The organism is Paenibacillus sp. FSL E2-0201, assembly GCF_037963325.1.
Taxonomy (GTDB): domain Bacteria; phylum Bacillota; class Bacilli; order Paenibacillales; family Paenibacillaceae; genus Paenibacillus_AQ.
This window is the reverse complement of the sequence record NZ_CP150154.1, coordinates 3,043,702-3,061,829: the sequence shown is the minus strand read 5'-3', so window position 1 is coordinate 3,061,829 and position 18,128 is coordinate 3,043,702. Positions and strand designations below refer to the sequence as shown.

Here is an 18,128-nt window from a genome sequence, read left to right as displayed (position 1 = left end):
CTTCTTAATGATTATGTTATCAGAGTTAATTACTCTTGATTTTCCGATTCTTCAATCTCTTCTTCCTCGGTAATTAATCCGGCAAAAAGAGCATGTACGAACTGCTGAGAATCAAACGGCTGCAAATCTTCCATTTTTTCTCCGAGCCCTACGAGCTTCACCGGTAAATTCATTTCCTGACGGATCGCTACAACGATTCCGCCCTTAGCCGTTCCGTCAAGCTTTGTCAATACTAATCCAGTAACGCCACTCTTCTCACCGAATAGCTTGGCTTGCGTAAGAGCATTTTGACCTGTGGTCGCATCTAGCACCATCAATACTTCATGGGGTGCACTCGGAATTTCTCTTTGAATAACGCGGAAAATCTTGTTGAGCTCTTCCATTAGATTGCTCTTATTCTGAAGTCTTCCTGCGGTATCACAAATCAATATATCAACATTCCGCTGCTTAGCCGCTTGAACAGCATCGAACATAACAGCAGCTGGGTCAGAGCCTGCTTGTTGCTTAATTACATCTACGCCAGCACGTTGACCCCAAACTTCAAGCTGTTCAATTGCTCCGGCACGGAACGTATCCCCAGCGGCCAAAAGAACCTTTTTGCCCTCTTGTTTGTAACGATGCGCAAGCTTACCGATCGTGGTCGTCTTGCCTACTCCATTTACCCCAACGAACAAGATAACTGTAATGCCATCCGGATTTTCCTTCAGGCTGTTATCGTCATCGCCGCGCAGCAATTCCATGAGCTTACGGGACAAAATAGGTTGCAGCTCAGCGGCATCTTCAATTCGCTTTTGCTTCACTTCGGCGCGCAGATCCTCGACAAGTGTCATTACTGTATTAACGCCTACGTCCGCACCGATCAAGATTTCTTCCAGTTCTTCGTAGAACTCTTCGTCTATTTTTTTACGGCGGATAATAAGATCTGCTACCTTCTCCACAAAACCTTTACGGGTTTTCTCTAATCCGTCGCGGAATTGTTTGGTTACACTTTCCGTTTTGCCGGAAATGCTTTCTTTTAACTTCCTGAAAAAGCTCATTTGTTTCCTCCTAAAAGTTTTGTGAGCGACACTTCATTGATTTAACTTCGTACAAAACTCGCTTCGAAAGCTGATACTTAAAAAACTCATTATTCAGCAAGCCGTTAAGCGATCTCTGCTTCCTCATCCTCTAAACGTACAGAGACGAGCTTGGATACTCCGCCTTCTTCCATCGTCACTCCGTAGAGCACATCCGCCTCTTCCATGGTACCTTTGCGGTGTGTAACGACGATAAATTGCGTTTGTTCCGAGAACTCACGTAAATACTGAGCAAAACGTACGACATTCGCTTCATCTAGCGCAGCCTCTACCTCATCCAGTACGCAGAACGGAACCGGCTTCACTTGCAGGATGGCAAACAAGAGGGCCATCGCAGTTAAGGCGCGTTCCCCGCCGGACAGCAGCTGAAGGTTTTGAAGTTTTTTACCTGGTGGCTGGGCTACGATATCTATACCTGTTTCAAGCATATGCTCTGGATCTAGCAGCATGAGATCAGCTCGTCCACCCCCGAACAGCTTCGAGAATACCGTACCGAATTGTTTACGGATCGCATCAAAGGTCTGTTTGAACCGTTTCGACATTTCATCTTCCATCTCACGGATGACTTGATACAGGGTAGTCTTAGCTTCAACTAGGTCATCTTTTTGTCCACTGAGGAAAGTATAACGCTCATGAACACGCTGATATTCTTCGATCGCACCTAAGTTGACTTCTCCCAGTGCAGAAATACTGCGTTTCAGACGCTGTACATCCGCTTGTGCGGCTGGCACATCTTCGGGCACAGGATAACGCTGTTTCGCTAGTTCATAGCTTAATTCGTAGTCATCACTCAGCTTACGAAGAATATTATCAAGTTCAACATCGAGGCGACCCACAGAAACTTCGGTAGAACGCAGCTTGTCCTCCACGACTTTAAGTGCCTGACGTTGATCCTTCGTCTTACCCTCCTCTAGTTCCAGCTTACGGGTCAACGCTGAGCGTTCCGCCCGGGCTAAATCCAAAGTACCGGCTGTCTCTTCCTTCTTCAGACGATAACTATTCAAATCTTCTTTCTGTTTCACGGTTTCTAAAGCATTACTAGCCAAATCCTGCTCGATCGTATGTAACAGATTTCGATTCTGGCGCAGCTCTTTATCCTGTGAACCCACATCTTGTCTGAGACGGCGTAATTGTTCCTCCAAGGAGAAGATCTCCTGATCGAGCTTCCCTTCTGAAACCTTCATACTGGTCAGCTTACCTTGCAACTCTTCCTTAGCTGATTCATTCGCTTTACGTGCCGATTCTGCATTACGGATACCCTCATGAGCTTCCTTTTCTTCCTTCTCAAGACGTTCAAGCTCAGCAGAGGCTTGCTTCCGAGTCTCTTCAAGCGTGCGGACCTCACTTTCAAAGCCACTACGTTCCGCACCTGTGCTCTCCACTTGTTCCATCACATGTCGAAGCTCCTGTTCAAGCTGCTTCAAATCGCCGGAAACACGTTGCTCCTCTAGTCTTTTCTCATCACCATCACGGCGCAGGTCCTCTAGCTTCACACTAGCGTTCTCTTGCTCTTCACGAAGTCTGGCAATGCCTTGTTTCAGTTTAACAATCTGACGTTCGCTCTCTTCGATCTCACTGCTCAGCTGATCCAGCTGGCGTTTACGACTAAGCAAGCTATTGTTCTTCTTATGCTGGCTACCACCGGTCATGGAGCCTCCGGCATTTACTACATCGCCCTCCAGCGTAACCACGCGATAACGATATTGGCATCTAGCGGCGATGCGGTTTGCCTGCTCCAGGCTCGCAGCAATAACTACATTACCTAGCAAACTGCCAACAATACTAGCATACTTATCATCGTATCCAACAAGGTCGGAACCAATTCCAACAAAACCTTCAGCGTCTTCCACCATTCCACGGTCACTACCAGAAATTTGACGTGGTCGAATAACATCCAGAGGAAGGAAAGTAGCTCGTCCCAGTTGACGTTGCTTCAGAAAAGATATCGCTTGACGCGATACACTCTCATTATCCATGACAACATGTTGAAGTGATGCACCCAATGCAGTCTCGACAGCCATTTCCAGCTTCTCTGGGACGGAAATGAGTTCAGCAACTGCACCATGCACCCCATTGAGCTGTCCTTTACGAGCCCCTTTAAGTACTTCTTTAACTCCAAGCATAAACCCGTCAAAATCATCTTGCATTTCTTTCATGGTCTCATGACGGGAGACTTGGGCTTCCCGCTTCTGCTCCCACTTCCGTAGCCCTGACTGCGTCTCTTCAATCAGCTTCTGACGTTTACTAAGTTGTTCACTCTCCGTAATATAAGCACCACGAAGATTGCTTAATTCTTTGCCAAGCTGGGCTATCTTGTCTTTTAGCCCTTTTTGGCTAGCAGACAACTCTTCATGCCGTGCTGTCCATTTGCCGCTTTCTTCTTCACTGCGGCTCATACGACGCTCCAGGTTCTCCTTTTGTTGATCCGCGTAACGAATTTCGTTACGTGCATTCGCCATAAGGTTCATTAACTCTAGGAGAGCACTTTTCAGCTTCTCCTCCTGGCTCTGACTAATCCCGTCAGCGACACCTTCGAGTCTTGCCTCTTCATCTTCGATCTGTTTCCGAAGCTCAACAAGCTTAAGCCGGGATGCTTCGAGCTTAGCTTCTAAATCCCCAAGCTCACGCTGACGATCCGCAGATCGCTCACCTACAGATCCTAATGTGAGCATTAACTGTTCACGGTTACTCTCTAGATTACGTTTGCGCTCTTTCAGTACTTCCCCATAACCTTCGCTTTTCTCATAAGCTTCACTATAACGGAGTAATTGCTCTTGCTGCTTCTCGATCTGTTCTTCTAACGCACGTAGTTCAGCACGTCCGCTTTCCAGCTTAGCATCATGAGCGGAGACAACTGTAGATAGCTCCAGTTGTTCATCCTTTAACGTTTCTAGCTTAGCGTTACCTTCCTGCCAAGCCGTATGAATCCCTTCAATTTGGTGCACATAGACTGAGATTTCCTGATGCTTCAGTTGTTCCCGAAGCTCTTTAAAGCGAATGGCCTTCTCCGATTGATCCTTAAGGGGACCAATCTGATCCTCAAGCTCACTAATCAAATCGTGAATCCGGAGCAAGTTTTGCTCCGTGTCGTCAAGCTTACGGCTTGCATCTTTTTTGCGCGATTTATATTTTACAATACCTGATGCCTCTTCAAAGATGCCTCGCCGATCCTCGGAACGAGTACTCAGAATCTCCTCAATCCGACCCTGTCCGATAATCGAATAAGCCTCACGCCCGATACCGGTATCCATGAACAGCTCTGTGATATCCTTCAGTCTACAGGATTGCTTATTAATTAAATATTCACTCTCACCGCTACGGTGAACACGCCGAGTCACTGTAACTTCGCTGAAATCCAATGGCAGCGTGTGATCCTCATTATCGAGCGTTAGTGATACTTCACCATAATTCACAGCTTTACGCGCGTCACTACCGGCAAAAATAATATCTTCCATCTTGCCGCCACGCAGTGATTTAGCACTCTGTTCGCCGAGTACCCAGCGTATGCCGTCAGAAATGTTGCTCTTGCCGCTTCCGTTCGGACCCACTACGGCCGTTATACCGCGCACAAATTCCATTTCTGTTTTGTCGGCAAATGATTTAAAACCAGCTAATTCTATCCGTTTCAAAAACATACTTGCCTATCACCTCTGACCCATTATACCATAGCGTTTATTAGCCTAAAATAGCTTCAAAATGAAGCTTGGACTATTCTTTCGAAAAAGAGCAGCAACGGTCTGAGCTCCGCCTAAACGCCGGTATTCAGACCTTTGCTGCTCTCCTCCGCTTGTCCACATGATGCAAAATTCAAGCACCATCTTCTTTCAGATGCAACAGTGCAGCTGCTGCAGCCTGCTGTTCTGCTTCCTTCTTGGAGCGGCCGCTCCCTTTACCAAGTGAACGGTTAGTCATTAACACTTCAGAGACGAATTCACGCTCATGCGCAGGTCCCCGTTCTTCAATGATCCGATATTCCAACGTACCCATATTGTGCTGCTGAATTAGCTCTTGCAGTTCCGTCTTGTAATCGGTCATCTGCATTTGCAGTTTCCCATCCGTCTCCACAAGTGGAAATACGTGATTATCAAGAAAAGACCTTACGGTTTCCAGTCCTTGGTCAAGATAAAGCGCTCCCACGAAGGATTCGAACACATCAGCCAGCAGGGCCGGGCGAGTACGTCCGCCCGTAAGTTCTTCCCCTTTTCCCAATAGTACATATCGGCCAAAACCTAAACTCTCAGCGAACTTAACCAGCGAAGGCTCGCATACAATAGCGGCACGCAGCTTAGTCAGTTCCCCTTCAGGTCGATCTGGCAACAGATTGTACAAATATTCAGAAACCGTCAGCTCCAGTACAGCATCCCCTAGAAATTCGAGACGCTCATTGTCCTGATGCTGATTGAAACGGTGTTCATTCACATAGGATGCATGGGTAAAGGCCTGCTTCAGAAGCACAGAATCGTGAAATTGGATTTGAAGTTGCTGTTGTAACTGCTTCAGTTCTCCTTTCACCGCGCTGTCCCCTTACTGATTATATTTTTTTAGAATAACTGTTGCGTTATGTCCACCAAATCCAAAGGAATTCGACATTACGATATCCAGATCTGCTTTACGTGGCACATTCGGCACATAATCCAGATCACATTCTGGGTCTGGATTGTCCAAATTAATGGTTGGCGCAATCATTCCTTTTTTCAAAGAAAGACCACAGATAATAGCTTCCACACCACCGGCTGCACCTAAAAGATGACCCGTCATGGATTTCGTTGAACTAATAGCTACTTTATAGGCATGTTCACCCAATGCTTTTTTAACAGCAGCCGTTTCTGATCTATCTCCTACAGGCGTTGAAGTACCATGTGCATTGATGTAATCAATATCTTCAGGAGAGATACCAGCATCTCGGATTGCCATCTTCATGCAGCGAGCTGCACCGTCTGGATCTGGTTCAGTCATATGGTGAGCATCAGCGCTCAGACCATAGCCGATAACCTCAGCATAAATCTTCGCTCCACGCTTCTCAGCATGTTCAAGGGATTCCAGAATCAAGATTCCAGCGCCCTCGCCCATAACAAAGCCATCGCGATCTACATCAAATGGCCGGCTAGCCTTCTCAGGCTCGTCATTACGAGTGGACATCGCTCTCATTGCACAGAAACCTGCCATTCCTGTTGGACGAATGGTCGCTTCCGAACCACCGCAGATCATAGCATCTGCGTCTCCACGTTGAATCAGACGGAATGATTCCCCAATGGAATGACTTCCTGTAGCACAGGCTGTCACTGTAGTCGTATTTGGTCCCTTTGCACCGAGGTTGATGGACAGCTGTCCAGAACCCATGTTAGCGATCATCATCGGGATAAAGAACGGGCTTACCCGTTTCGGCCCTTTTTCAAGCAACAGATTATGATTGTCTTCCCAAGTACCAAGACCTCCGATACCCGAACCTACAGATACACCGATCCGTTCAGCATCGATATCTTCACCGATCTTAAGTCCGCTATCTCTCAACGCATCTTCACCGGCAGCCACTGCAAATTGTACAAAACGGTCCATTTTGCGGGCTTCCTTGCGGCCAAAAAGCGCCTCAGGATCAAAGTCTTTAACTGACGAAGCAATTTGCGTAGTATATTCACTGACATCAAAGGCTTCAACCATCGATACACCTGATTTACCGCTCATCAGATTATCCCAGAACGTCTCCAAGTCTTTCCCCAGTGACGTAATTACGCCCATCCCGGTTACAACCACTCTATGACTCAAACACAATCACCCCATCTATAGGCTGTATACATTATATTCAGAACTTATATACTGCGAATTATTACTATATGAACAGCGGTCACCGCATGCATTAACGCTTCTGCGGCTCTGTTATAATCCCTATAAAGCTGCACATGGCAACCCTTAATACATTTTAATGCTGTATAAATGAGGAGAAGTCCCGCCCAAGTAGGAACGGGACTCTCAATCATATGACTCTAGGTATGAGATTGTATGTACTTCACAACTTCACCCACGGTCGTAATGGTCTCTGCATCTTCATCAGAGATTTCCATGTCGAATTCATCTTCCAATTCCATAACCAATTCTACTACATCAAGAGAATCAGCACCTAAATCATCTTTGAAAGACGCTTCTAATGTTACCTCAGCTTCATCGGCACCTAAGCGGTCGATGACAATGCGTTTTACACGCTCTAATACATCGGACATCCGGTTCACCTCCTCTTTTGGTATTATACGAGATATGAGGTCAAAATACCATAGACCGCAAAAAACGCTTTCCTGATCCCTCACATTTCATCTTTAAAACAGTGTAATTTCTCCCAAGCATAAACACCATCGGCGTCCTAATAAGGACTGTAAGTGTTTATGCGAGATATATAAGGATAAAGTATAGTGTGAAACTTATACTTTCTTATATTTTTGACGGAGAGTTACATATACATCCCGCCATCCACGTGTAGTGTCTGGCCGGTCATATAAGCGGCGCCTTCAGAAGCCAGGAAAACAACTGCCATAGCTATCTCTTCCGGACGCCCAAGGCGAGCTAGTGGAATGCCCTTCTCTAGCTCACTGCGAACCTCATCAGAGAGCTCACGCGTCATATCTGTATCAATAAACCCAGGAGCGATACAGTTAACAGTGATGCCCCGTGAAGAGAGCTCACGAGCGGCAGCTTTGGTTAGACCGATGACACCGGCCTTTGCTGCAGAGTAATTAGCCTGACCAGGGTTACCTGTTACACCCACAACCGAGGAAATATTAATGATTCGACCGTAGCGCTGTTTCATCATCGGACGTGTAGCTGCCTTAAGACAGTTAAACACACCTTTCAGATTCGTCTCAATCACTTGATCGAACTCTTCCTCTTTCATGCGCATAATCAAGTTATCCCTAGTAATGCCGGCATTATTGACAACAATGTCAATACGTCCCCAGGTATTAAGAACCTCTTTCACAAGGCTCTCGGCCTGTTCACTATTGCCGACATCTCCACGGAGCGCAATCCCCTCCGAGCCAAGCTCGGCAATACGAGCCACAGTCTCGTGTGCCGCAGCTTCACTCCCTGCATAGTTCACGGCAACCTTTACGCCGTGTTCTGCAAGAGCAAGTGCGATGCTGCGACCAATACCACGTGAACCGCCAGTTACAAGGGCTGTCTGGCCCCGCAATGCTGAGAACATAGTTTAATCCCCTTTCAATCATGATGCTGTTGGCTAAATGTTAAACCATTTCTTACAAAACAGTTTGGACACTTTCAAGTGTATTAATGTTGATTACTTTGACTGTTTTGTCTATTTTGCGGATTAGACCAGCCAGAACACTGCCAGAACCAATCTCAACAAAAGTATCTACACCATCTGCAATCAACCATTCAATACTGTCCTGCCAAAGCACAGGAGAATACACCTGACGAACAAGCAGTTCGCGAATTTCTTCGGGATCTGTTACCGGTGACGCAGTGACATTAACGATGACAGGCACATTTGGAGTATTGAAGGTTACTTTCTTCAACTCTTCTGCCAAACGATCCGCAGCAGCTCTCATCATAGAAGAGTGAAAAGGTCCACTTACTTCTAGCGGAATCGCACGCTTACCACCTGCTTCTTTAACACGCTGCACAACACCATTAACGCCTTCCTGAGATCCGGAAACAACGATCTGACCCGGACAGTTGACGTTAGCCAGCTCTACAACACCACTTTCATCAGATACATTTTGGCATAATACAGCCAGTGCTTCACGTTCCGCACCAAGCACTGCCGCCATTGCACCTTGGCCCCCTGGAACAGCTTCTTCCATGAAACGGCCTCTTAAGCGTACAAGTGTTACAGCATCTTCATATGACAATACACCCGCTGCTACTAGCGCGCTGTATTCACCAAGGCTATGACCGGCAACATAATCAGGCTTCAAATCTTGTTCACGTAGAGCTTCAAGATAAGCAACGCTAGCTGTAAGAAGCGCTGGCTGCGTGTTCACAGTCTGTTTCAGCTCACTGTCCGGTCCTTCAAAAATCAGCTTGCTCAGCGGAAATCCGAGAACTTCATCCCCTTTCTCGAACACTGCTCGGCTGTTTGGAAGAGCATCATAAACATCCTTACCCATTCCAACTGCTTGCGCTCCCTGACCGGGAAAGACAAATGCAATTTTACCCATAAGTATGAACTCCTTCCCGTATAACGGTCTTAGCTTATTACCAAATCAATACAGATGCGCCCCAAGTTAAGCCACCGCCGAAACCAACCATCAGGACGGTGTCGCCTTCTTTCATACGTCCTTCTTCCGCAGCTTCAACAAGAGCTAACGGAATAGAGGCAGCCGAAGTATTGGCATACTTATCAACATTGATCACACATTTCTCTGGTGGCAAATCAAGACGCTGCATAGCGGATTGAATGATACGAATATTCGCTTGATGCGGTACGAACAAATCAATATCTTCTTTACCCAGACCAGCTTTAGTAAGCACACGTTCTGTAGCTGAGCCCATCACACGAACTGCAAACTTAAAGACTTCACGGCCATTCATATAAATGAAATGTTTCTTATCTTCAACGGTTTGCTGAGATGCAGGCAAGCGTGAACCGCCGGCTTCTAACTTAAGCAAGTTCCCTCCAGAGCCTTCAGCACCTAGATCAAAGGATTGGAAACCACGACCTTCTGGAACCTCACCAATGATAACTGCACCTGCTCCATCACCGAACAAGACACAAGTATTACGATCCGTATAATCTGTGATGCGGGACAAAGTATCCGCACCTATAATAAGTGCATTATTGTACATTCCATTCTGAATAAATCCAACCGCTGTCGCTAAGCTGTATACAAAACCAGAGCAGGCAGCCGACAAGTCAAACGCTGCAGCACCTTTAGCACCCAGTTTATCCTGCAAAATGCAGGCTGTAGAAGGAAAGGCACTGTCAGGTGTTACTGTTGCAATAATGATAAGATCCAAATCTTCGGCTTTCATTCCCGCGGAATCAAGTGCCTTTAGGGCTGCTTCATACGCTAGATCAGAAGTTGCCTCATGAGGCGCAGCAATATGTCTTTCACGGATGCCTGTCCGACTGACGATCCATTCATCGTTAGTCTCCACTATTTTTTCCAGATCACTATTTGTCAATATTTTCTCAGGTACATATTTCCCAGTTCCTATAATCCCAACCGGTCGCAACTGTCTCATCTCGTCACTCACTTCCCGCTAATTTCCTTGGATATACTTGGCACAAGCTCAGCTTGCAGAGCAATCCGCGCTTGTCTTACCGCATTTTTAACCGCATTTCCATCTGAAGATCCGTGCCCTTTCACTACCAATCCGCTAAGACCGAGCAGAGGTGCACCACCGTGCTCTTTGTAGTCCATTTTACCTTTTAGAGCTCTAAGCTCTGGCATCAGCATAGCCGCGCCAAGCTTAGTTTTCAGAGAACGACTAAATTGCTCCTTCAGCAAAGAGAACAATGCACCCGCCGTACCCTCTAGTGACTTCAGTAAAATGTTACCGGCAAATCCATCGCAGACAAGCACATCACAGTTCCCTGTAAGCACGTCACGTGCCTCAACATTACCGATAAAATGAATGCCTGGCAAGTTCTCAAGCAGTGGATAGGCTACTTTTGTCAGTTCATTGCCCTTTCCAGGCTCTGTTCCTACATTCAGAAGTCCGACTCTCGGCTTAGCAATACCATGCACTTTGTTTCGATAAATGGTTCCCATCAGTGCATATTGCACCAGATGTTCAGGCTTCGCATCCATGTTGGCACCAAGATCAAGCGCCAATACGCCAACATCGTCCAGCGTCGGAATCATAGGCGCCAGAGCAGGACGTTCAATCCCCTGCATCCGGCCAACTACGAGGAGTCCTGTAGTCATTAACGCACCCGTGTTGCCTGACGAAATCATAGCATCTGCTTCACCTTCGCGGACCATTCTTCCAGCTACAACCATGGATGAATCTTTTTTACGACGAACCGCCTTAACTGGCTCTTCATCAGAACCAATGACATCTCCTGCATGACGTATTGTCAGATTGGACGGTTTGTCCCTCAGCAGTGGCTCTAATCTGGCTTCGTCACCAACGAGCACAATCTGCGTATCTTTCCATTCCGCGGCCGCGGACAACGCCCCCTCGACATTACATTCAGGAGCGTTGTCCCCGCCCATGGCATCAATGGCGATCAGCACTATGGTTACCCCCTTCACTGTGTTCATCATTTGCGGACCGATACACTATAAAATGGCCCTGAAACACTAATTCTTCTCCGACATAAGTGAATACATCCACCTCCGCTTTGCCACCCCTACCAGCGAGTGACCGCACCTGTGCTTTGGCAATACACTTCTCACCTAGCTGAACTGTGCGTACAAAACGGATATCGGCTGAAGCGGTCAGAGCGATTTCATCGTTGATTACGGCAACCGCAAGTGAGTTCGCTTGAGCAAACACATAGTGACCTCGAGCGATCCCATTTCTAGAGAAAACATGATCTTCGCGAATCTCAAATATCGAAATCCCACTCTTGTCCAGCTGTAGATCCACAATGTCTCCGATGACTTCATCCGCAGGCAAAGAGCGCACCTGATCATAGGAGTGCTCTGCCATTTGTTTCATTCGTTCACGCAGTTCCGGTATTCCCAGCTCCATCCGGTCTAACCGAATCGTCTGAATGCTAACTTTCAGCTGACGAGTCAGCTCCCGATCTGTTACAAAAGGATTGCCTGCGATTATATGTAGCAGCTGTTGCTGACGTTCTTTCTTGGACATCCGCTCGATTGCGGCTCACCTCCTGGCACGTGCCAAGCATAAACGCCTTCGGTATCCTTAAAAGGACGATAAACGTTTAAGCGAGAAATATAAGACAAAAAAGTATAGGTGTATAACTTATACTTTCTTATATTTTAAAGAAAGCATTCGGCCGCTTGATGGCCGCTGTTATATTAGGTCAAATAACCATATTCACTATTTAGAACCAGGTACTAATATGTAGTATAAAGCATGCCGCACCAAAAATAAAGCATTGACTTCTGGGCGGCTTATGTTTGGACAAGTCTAAACGCTTCAGCGTCCCTAATAGACGGTAAGCGTTTGTGCGAAAAATACAAGGAATTTATAGAGGAGTGAAACTTATATAGTCTTATATTTCAAAAAAAATAGTACTTCACCAAGAGTGAAGTACTATTTATTCTAAAACTATTGTTTGATGATTTCTCTTGCTTTGTAAGTTCCGCAAACTTTACATACGTGGTGAGCCAATTTCAACTCTCCGCATTGTTCGCATTTCACCATGCCCGGCACAACCAACTTAAAGTGGGTGCGACGTTTGTCACGGCGTGTCTTAGACGTTCTACGTTGTGGTACTGCCATGTGTTCCACCTCCTCGTGATATTTCTGTCAGCCTGCTCCTCAGAGCAGGATGTGTTTTGTTGTAATGTTTCATTTGAAAAAGTCTTTCAACGCAGCGAGTCGAGGATCGATCACTGTGTTGTCGCAACTGCAGGTGCCTTCGTTCAAGTTCTGTCCGCATTTCTGACAAAGACCAAGACAGTCTGCCTTGCACAATACCGAATCCGGTAAGTGCAGTACGAAATTTTCTTCCACATATGGGATAAGATCCACAACCTCATCCTTGACGTAAATGAGTTCCTCATCTTCGTCATCATCTGGAAGAACTGGCTGCTTAAGCCACTTGAAAGTCTCAGCAAAAGGAATGTTCAAATCACTTTTGACCTCCGTGAGACAACGTGAACATAACATGTCCACATCTCCACTCAGTTTCCCCACCACGTTCACACAATCGGTTCCCGCGGGCAGCGCTTTAAGGTCCACTGAGAGCGGAGCAACAGCTAGAATATCCTTGCGCCCTTTGACTACCTCGCTGACATCCACAACATCGTGAATATGTAACGGTTCGTCGGCATTCGCTAATTTGCGAAAGTGAATCTGCATACTTATCACTCCCAAACAAACAAAATTTATTATACCTAGTATTATATACCTTTGTCAACCATTTTCCCTTTATATTGTTTCAGGAATTGGGGAGAATTATGATATAACTATTAGTGTAAATCAAAATGACAGCTTGTGCGAATAGAGTTTCAGGATATTTATCCTAGTAATCTCTACATGCATAAACACCTTTGGCGTTCTATAAGGACGAAAAGCGTTTAATCGTGAAATATAAGAGATAAAGGATAGGTGCATAATTTATACCTTCTTATATTTTAAATAATGGTTACTTATGGAGGGAAGCAGCAGTGACAACGGTTGGAATAGTAGCAGAATACAACCCATTACATAACGGTCATGTACACCACTTCACCGAAGCCAAAAGACTATCAGGTGCTGAGCGCGCCATCGTGGTCATGAGCGGACCCTTTACTCAGCGCGGCGAGCCGGCGGCGGTGAGCAAGCAAGCCCGGACAGAGATGGCGCTACGAATGGGCGCCGACCTCGTCATTGAGCTGCCGGTGGCTTATGCTGTACAGCCGGCAGAATGGTTCGCCTTCGGAGCAGTTGCACTGCTGGAAGCGACCGGGGTCGTGGACAGCTTGTGCTTCGGCTCCGAAGCCGGCACTTTGGGTTCGCTGCTTCCTCTGGCCAAGTATCTGGCAGAGGAAAGCAGCGAACTTCAGAGCGAGATCCGCCGCCGCATGGCGCTCGGAGCGAGCTTCCCCGCCGCGTACAGCGCAGCGGCGGCGGTGGCCTTTGAAGGGACTCTCCATGAAGAGGAGAGTCCCTTCGATGCTGGCGAGCTGCTTCGCCAGCCGAATAACAGCCTTGGCTTGCATTATCTCATTGCCTTGCAGCGGCTGAATAGCAAGATCGAGCCGCTAACCGTTCCGCGAACGGCAGCCGGATTCCATGACCCTTTGCAAGTCGACTCATCGATCGCAAGCGCCACTGCTATTCGCAAGCTATTGCAAGAAGGTGGATCACCAGCAGCTTACATGCCGGAATATAGCGTGTCCATATTGGAAAGAGAGCATGCAGCCGGTAGAGGTCCTTTGGAATTAGAGCATTTCCGAGCCCCCCTCCGCCATCTGCTCTCTACGCGTACCGCTACAGAGCTAAGAACAATCCAAGACATGAATGAAGGCTTGGAGAATAGAATCCTTCGTCTTATGCCCGAGCTGGAGCAATTCACTATTTTGGGTTTGCTTCAAGCCCTTAAGAGTAAGCGTTACACACATACACGACTGCAACGTCTGCTACTGCACATTCTACTAAATCACACCAAGGAAGAAATGACCCCTTCTGTATTAGCAGAGGGGCCTGGATATATTCGAATCCTCGGATTTAGAGAAAGTGGACGAGCACTGCTTAAAGAGATGAAACAAAAAGCAACTTTACCCATCGTGACGCGACCCTCACTACACTCCCATCCACAACTTGAGCGAGACCTTCAAGCCGCGTCCGCTTTCGCAGGAGCTTTTCGAGAACCTCACAGAATCGATATGTATCGCGATTATTTGGAACCTCCGGTCATGGTTTGACCGGTAGTTCCTCCATATATTTCAGCGCTTCATCCAGTGTCGATACGGGTACCAGCTTCATAGATGTGCCGATTTTATCAGCTTTTGCTTTGGCTTCGTCGTAATTCTTAACAGGTACGAAAAAAATCTCCGCCCCTTCTCGATCCGCAGCCACGATCTTATGTTTCACTCCACCGATAGCACCTACCACACCCTCAGCGTTAATCGTGCCCGTTCCTGCAACCCTATGACCTTTGGTTAGATCACCAGGTGTAAGACGGTTGTAAATCTCCATAGTGAACATCAGTCCTGCTGAAGGTCCGCCAACATTCGTATCTACAAAGCTGACCGCTTTTCCTTGTTCTTTAGGTTTCACTTTCTGAACTGCGGCTATTGTGACTCCAAAACCAGGTCGAACTGCAGTACCTTCTTTATCTTTGATCTCGACCAGTGTCACTTGCTCCTTTACTTCTTTACCATTCCTCTGTAAAACAACAGCGACCTGATCACCGATTTTCTTGGCTGAAAGTAAAGCAGAAAGTGTTTCCGGATCCGGTACCTTCTGTCCTTCTACACTTATGATTCTGTCACCTGGATGGAATTGACCCTTATTACTTTCAACCGGAACCGAAAAAACATACAAATAATCTACTACATCCTCATACGGAATTCCTGCAGCATGATAAGCCGCCTGAACGGAGTAAGATTGGGAGCTGTTCATATAAAAAACCTGCTCCGCAGCATATTCGTCTTCAGACTTATCTCCCAGCCGGGTCTCTTTTCGAACAACCTCTGAATTGGAGTTAAAAACAGAGGCGACCAGTAACGCCACATTAGCGTAACTAGCAGATACCGTAGTCATCATAAAGGTTCCTTCTTCAGCCGGATCCGCATTCTCCACTTTAATCATAGGGGCAACCTCAGATGCACTACCCGGCTGATAGACAATGTACGGGGTGTTCAAAAATACAAATACATACACGATAACTACAAACGTAAAGAGGTAAGCTGTGGCGCGGAATCCCGGCCGATGCTTCAACTGCTTCACTGCTCTTCCCTTCTTTCCCACGGCACATTTAGGATATGAATGTTTGAACTTCATTACCGCTTCGACTATTGGTTTGGCATGATGGTTGTCTACTCTGCATAAAGTGATAACACATCTGCTATGCCTTAAGTTATGAAGAGGTGATTCTAGAAATGAACAATATTAAAATACGCCGGCTAGCTAGTCGCTCCACACCTTTTCTATCCGGGGCGATTGCAATCCTGTTAGCCATTGCAATCATCATCTCACCAGAAAGCTCTTTCGAGGCTTCTCTTCAAGGATTAAAGCTCTGGTGGACACTCGTATTTCCTGCACTTCTACCCTTCCTTATGTTGTCTGAGATGCTGACTGCTTCGGGCTTCGTGCATGGCTTCGGAGTGCTCCTGGAACCATTGATGAAAAAGGTCTTCCGACTTCCCGGCGCGAGCGGCTGGACTTTGGCGCTTGGAATCACAACTGGATTCCCCGGCGGGGCCGGAGGTGTAATGCAGCTTCATAAGCAGGGCAGCATTTCGGACAAGGAAGCCGCTCGTCTTGCTTCCCTTACACATTTCGCCAGTCCAGTAACCCTGCTCATTGTGATTGGTGTAGCTTTCCTACATAGTCCTACCGCAGGCTACTTTCTACTTGCGATCCACTGGATTTCAGGACTTCTAGCCAGTTATACAGATGCACTGTTAAACGGCCGGACAGACAATCCGCAACCTTCTGTAAAAGAAAGTACGAATACTAAACGACCTTCTTTATATAGTCGTATCCAGCTTGCAGCCACTGAAGCCAGATCAAGAGATGGCCGAAGCTTCGGCAAACTTCTTGGGGAGTCGGTAGCTACTGCGGTGCAAAATTTGATGGTTGTGGGCGGTTATATGATTATGTTCGCCGTAGTCATCAATATCATTACTACTGTACTTCCTGCATTACCAGCTGCTCTACCAGCAGGCTTGCTGGAGGTTCATTTAGGAGCCGACGCCATAAGCAAAGGGCTCACGAGCATCGGCGCCGGATCAACAGGAGTATTAGGCTTGGCCTTACTTTCCGCTGCACTTGGCTGGAGCGGACTCTGCGCACAGCTGCAAGTACTGACACTGCTTAAAGAGGCAGGTGTCCGATTTCTCCCCTATGCTGCGGTTCGCTTGATGCATGGAGCTTATGCTTTTTTATTGACACTACTACTATGGAAACCACTATTGACTGTAGGAACTGCTGTTTTGCCTGCTCTTGCAGATTCACAATCCACACCAAACAGAACCATTAATGTAACAGCCATATGGAGCTCTTTTCCACAACTGCTTAGTCTGCAATCACTTTTACTCCTCATCCTGCTAGCATTATCCGCAGCGATATATCTTGTTAGTTCTTTTCGCCATCGACCCGATTAAATTTAAGCTTCATAGCTTGTTCCACTTCAGGGGTCACAAAGTCAGATACATTCCCGCCGAAATGGGCAATTTCTTTTACAACACTGGAACTTAAGTAGGAATATTTCGGATTAGTCATCATAAAAATCGTTTCCGCATCCGGATCCAGACTATGGTTGATGGATGCATTTTGCAGTTCATATTCAAAGTCAGTTACGGTACGAATACCACGAACAATGACTTGAGCATCTTTTTGACGAACATAATTGACTAACAGATCCCTAAAGCTGTCGATTTCCACATTAGGAATGTCAGCTGTCGCCTGTCTTAAAAGCGCTGTTCGCTCTTCTACAGTAAATAACGGGTTCTTACTCAAATTATTAAGCACCGTTACAATTAAACGGTCGAACTGCTTGGATGCGCGCCGGATAATATCCATATGTCCCATAGTCACGGGATCAAAGGTGCCTGGATAGATGGCAACACGCTCTTTTCTAATTTGCAGACTCATTCTCTACCTCCTCACCAGTCTCGCCGTCCACTGAAGGATTAGCTTCATACTGATAAATAGAAATTGTCGTTTCTCCGTATACGGCTTGGCGCAGCCTATAAAATCCTGGGATATCCTCAGGATAGGCATAATTTGATTCATGCTCCAGTACTATGATTGCGTCCTCTTGCAGCATTCCTTTTTCTACCATAGACAGCATCAGCTCATCTCCGTGCTTCAATCGGTAAGGAGGGTCTAAAAAGACTAAATCAAAAACACGTCCCCGCTTCTCCAACGCACTGAGCGCTCTTCCTGCTTCATTTCGGTACACTTGCGCCTTTGCCTCAAGATTAGTCGCTTTCAAATTGGCACGAATGGTGTCAATACTTTTAGGCTCCATATCTACAAATACGGCACTTTCCATTCCTCTGCTTAAAGCTTCGATACCCAGACCACCTGTACCTGCGAATAAATCCAGCACCGCTCCACCTTCGAAATATGGACCGATCATACTGAACACAGCTTCCTTCACCTTGTCGGTTGTAGGTCTTGTTCCACTTCCTGGCACACTTTTTAGTGGTCTTCCTTTTGCACTTCCCGATACCACTCTCACCGTCAATCACCCGCTCTATGTCTCTGTTTGTTATACCCAAAAGGGCATAAGTCCACGCCTATCGT

General features: G+C 46.7%; 17 protein-coding genes. 2 read left to right on the top strand and 15 right to left on the bottom strand.

Translation table 11 applies throughout. From position 1 onward, the window contains the following. Positions 1–29: 29 nt before the first annotated feature. The 12 genes from ftsY to NSU15_RS13515 all read right to left on the bottom strand — a co-directional run bounded on the left by ftsY (position 30) and on the right by NSU15_RS13515 (position 13,028). Entirely contained in the window at positions 30–1,037 is a 1,008-nt protein-coding gene (ftsY, locus tag NSU15_RS13570) for a signal recognition particle-docking protein FtsY (RefSeq protein WP_042127224.1), read from the bottom strand. 104 nt (positions 1,038–1,141) lie between these two features. Continuing rightward, a complete protein-coding gene (gene smc, locus NSU15_RS13565; protein ID WP_339290829.1) occupies positions 1,142–4,711 on the bottom strand; it encodes a chromosome segregation protein SMC in 3,570 nt (1,189 codons plus the stop codon). A gap of 172 nt (positions 4,712–4,883) precedes the next feature. After that, a complete protein-coding gene (rnc, locus tag NSU15_RS13560) occupies positions 4,884–5,588 on the bottom strand; it encodes a ribonuclease III (RefSeq protein ID WP_042127220.1) in 705 nt (234 codons plus the stop codon). A gap of 12 nt (positions 5,589–5,600) precedes the next feature. Then, the gene (gene fabF, locus NSU15_RS13555; RefSeq protein WP_339290827.1) at positions 5,601–6,839 is read right to left on the bottom strand and encodes a beta-ketoacyl-ACP synthase II; all 1,239 of its coding nucleotides are present in this window, start codon (positions 6,837–6,839) and stop codon (positions 5,601–5,603) included. Positions 6,840–7,057: 218 nt separating this feature from the next. Continuing rightward, a complete protein-coding gene (locus tag NSU15_RS13550) occupies positions 7,058–7,291 on the bottom strand; it encodes an acyl carrier protein (protein ID WP_036686493.1) in 234 nt (77 codons plus the stop codon). A gap of 224 nt (positions 7,292–7,515) precedes the next feature. Continuing rightward, the gene (gene fabG / locus NSU15_RS13545) at positions 7,516–8,265 is read right to left on the bottom strand and encodes a 3-oxoacyl-[acyl-carrier-protein] reductase (RefSeq protein WP_042127217.1); all 750 of its coding nucleotides are present in this window, start codon (positions 8,263–8,265) and stop codon (positions 7,516–7,518) included. Positions 8,266–8,317: 52 nt separating this feature from the next. After that, a complete protein-coding gene (fabD, locus tag NSU15_RS13540) occupies positions 8,318–9,241 on the bottom strand; it encodes an ACP S-malonyltransferase (protein ID WP_042127215.1) in 924 nt (307 codons plus the stop codon). Between the two features lie 37 nt (positions 9,242–9,278). Continuing rightward, positions 9,279–10,268, bottom strand: coding sequence for a beta-ketoacyl-ACP synthase III (locus NSU15_RS13535; protein ID WP_139328492.1), 990 nt, complete (start codon positions 10,266–10,268; stop codon positions 9,279–9,281). An 8-nt stretch (positions 10,269–10,276) separates the two neighbouring features. After that, on the bottom strand, positions 10,277–11,266 hold the full coding sequence (gene plsX / locus NSU15_RS13530) for a phosphate acyltransferase PlsX (RefSeq protein ID WP_042127211.1): 990 nt from the start codon (positions 11,264–11,266) through the stop codon (positions 10,277–10,279). Then, the gene (gene fapR / locus NSU15_RS13525; protein WP_042127208.1) at positions 11,250–11,846 is read right to left on the bottom strand and encodes a transcription factor FapR; all 597 of its coding nucleotides are present in this window, start codon (positions 11,844–11,846) and stop codon (positions 11,250–11,252) included. The genes plsX and fapR overlap by 17 nt, the downstream gene beginning before the upstream one ends. A gap of 426 nt (positions 11,847–12,272) precedes the next feature. Beyond that, positions 12,273–12,446 carry a 50S ribosomal protein L32 gene (gene rpmF, locus NSU15_RS13520; protein ID WP_019911234.1) on the bottom strand — a complete coding sequence of 58 codons (174 nt, stop codon included), beginning with the start codon at positions 12,444–12,446 and terminating at the stop codon, positions 12,273–12,275. A gap of 69 nt (positions 12,447–12,515) precedes the next feature. Then, positions 12,516–13,028, bottom strand: a complete 513-nt coding sequence (locus NSU15_RS13515) for a DUF177 domain-containing protein (protein WP_042127204.1) — start codon at positions 13,026–13,028, stop codon at positions 12,516–12,518. A 308-nt stretch (positions 13,029–13,336) separates the two neighbouring features. Here NSU15_RS13515 and NSU15_RS13510 point away from each other — a divergent pair, with 308 nt between their 5' ends. After that, entirely contained in the window at positions 13,337–14,575 is a 1,239-nt protein-coding gene (locus NSU15_RS13510; RefSeq protein ID WP_339290824.1) for a nucleotidyltransferase, read from the top strand. Here the strand turns inward: NSU15_RS13510 and NSU15_RS13505 are convergent. Further along, complete coding sequence (locus tag NSU15_RS13505; protein ID WP_339290822.1) at positions 14,565–15,623, bottom strand: SepM family pheromone-processing serine protease; 1,059 nt, start codon at positions 15,621–15,623, stop codon at positions 14,565–14,567. The genes NSU15_RS13510 and NSU15_RS13505 overlap by 11 nt on opposite strands. A gap of 131 nt (positions 15,624–15,754) precedes the next feature. Here NSU15_RS13505 and NSU15_RS13500 point away from each other — a divergent pair, with 131 nt between their 5' ends. Continuing rightward, complete coding sequence (locus NSU15_RS13500) at positions 15,755–16,981, top strand: nucleoside recognition domain-containing protein (protein WP_339290820.1); 1,227 nt, start codon at positions 15,755–15,757, stop codon at positions 16,979–16,981. Here the strand turns inward: NSU15_RS13500 and coaD are convergent. Together coaD and rsmD are read right to left on the bottom strand one after the other, a co-directional pair. Continuing rightward, positions 16,953–17,471: a pantetheine-phosphate adenylyltransferase gene (gene coaD / locus NSU15_RS13495; protein ID WP_339290818.1), complete on the bottom strand. Its 519-nt coding sequence runs from the start codon at positions 17,469–17,471 to the stop codon at positions 16,953–16,955. The two genes, NSU15_RS13500 and coaD, sit on opposite strands and share 29 nt — an antisense overlap. Next, entirely contained in the window at positions 17,455–18,063 is a 609-nt protein-coding gene (gene rsmD / locus NSU15_RS13490; protein ID WP_042127196.1) for a 16S rRNA (guanine(966)-N(2))-methyltransferase RsmD, read from the bottom strand. The genes coaD and rsmD overlap by 17 nt, the downstream gene beginning before the upstream one ends. Positions 18,064–18,128: the final 65 nt, after the last annotated feature.

Bases quoted from the DNA above. Each gene is read 5' to 3' on its own strand.
- ftsY (WP_042127224.1), bottom strand. From the start codon at position 1,037: ATGAGCTTTTTCAGGAAGTTAAAAGAAAGCATTTCCGGCAAAACGGAA.
- smc (WP_339290829.1), bottom strand. From the start codon at position 4,711: ATGTTTTTGAAACGGATAGAATTAGCTGGTTTTAAATCATTTGCCGAC.
- NSU15_RS13550 (WP_036686493.1), bottom strand. From the start codon at position 7,291: ATGTCCGATGTATTAGAGCGTGTAAAACGCATTGTCATCGACCGCTTA.
- fabG (WP_042127217.1), bottom strand. From the start codon at position 8,265: ATGTTCTCAGCATTGCGGGGCCAGACAGCCCTTGTAACTGGCGGTTCA.
- fabD (WP_042127215.1), bottom strand. From the start codon at position 9,241: ATGGGTAAAATTGCATTTGTCTTTCCCGGTCAGGGAGCGCAAGCAGTT.
- NSU15_RS13535 (WP_139328492.1), bottom strand. From the start codon at position 10,268: ATGAGACAGTTGCGACCGGTTGGGATTATAGGAACTGGGAAATATGTA.
- fapR (WP_042127208.1), bottom strand. From the start codon at position 11,846: ATGTCCAAGAAAGAACGTCAGCAACAGCTGCTACATATAATCGCAGGC.
- rpmF (WP_019911234.1), bottom strand. From the start codon at position 12,446: ATGGCAGTACCACAACGTAGAACGTCTAAGACACGCCGTGACAAACGT.
- NSU15_RS13515 (WP_042127204.1), bottom strand. From the start codon at position 13,028: ATGCAGATTCACTTTCGCAAATTAGCGAATGCCGACGAACCGTTACAT.
- NSU15_RS13500 (WP_339290820.1), top strand. From the start codon at position 15,755: ATGAACAATATTAAAATACGCCGGCTAGCTAGTCGCTCCACACCTTTT.
- coaD (WP_339290818.1), bottom strand. From the start codon at position 17,471: ATGAGTCTGCAAATTAGAAAAGAGCGTGTTGCCATCTATCCAGGCACC.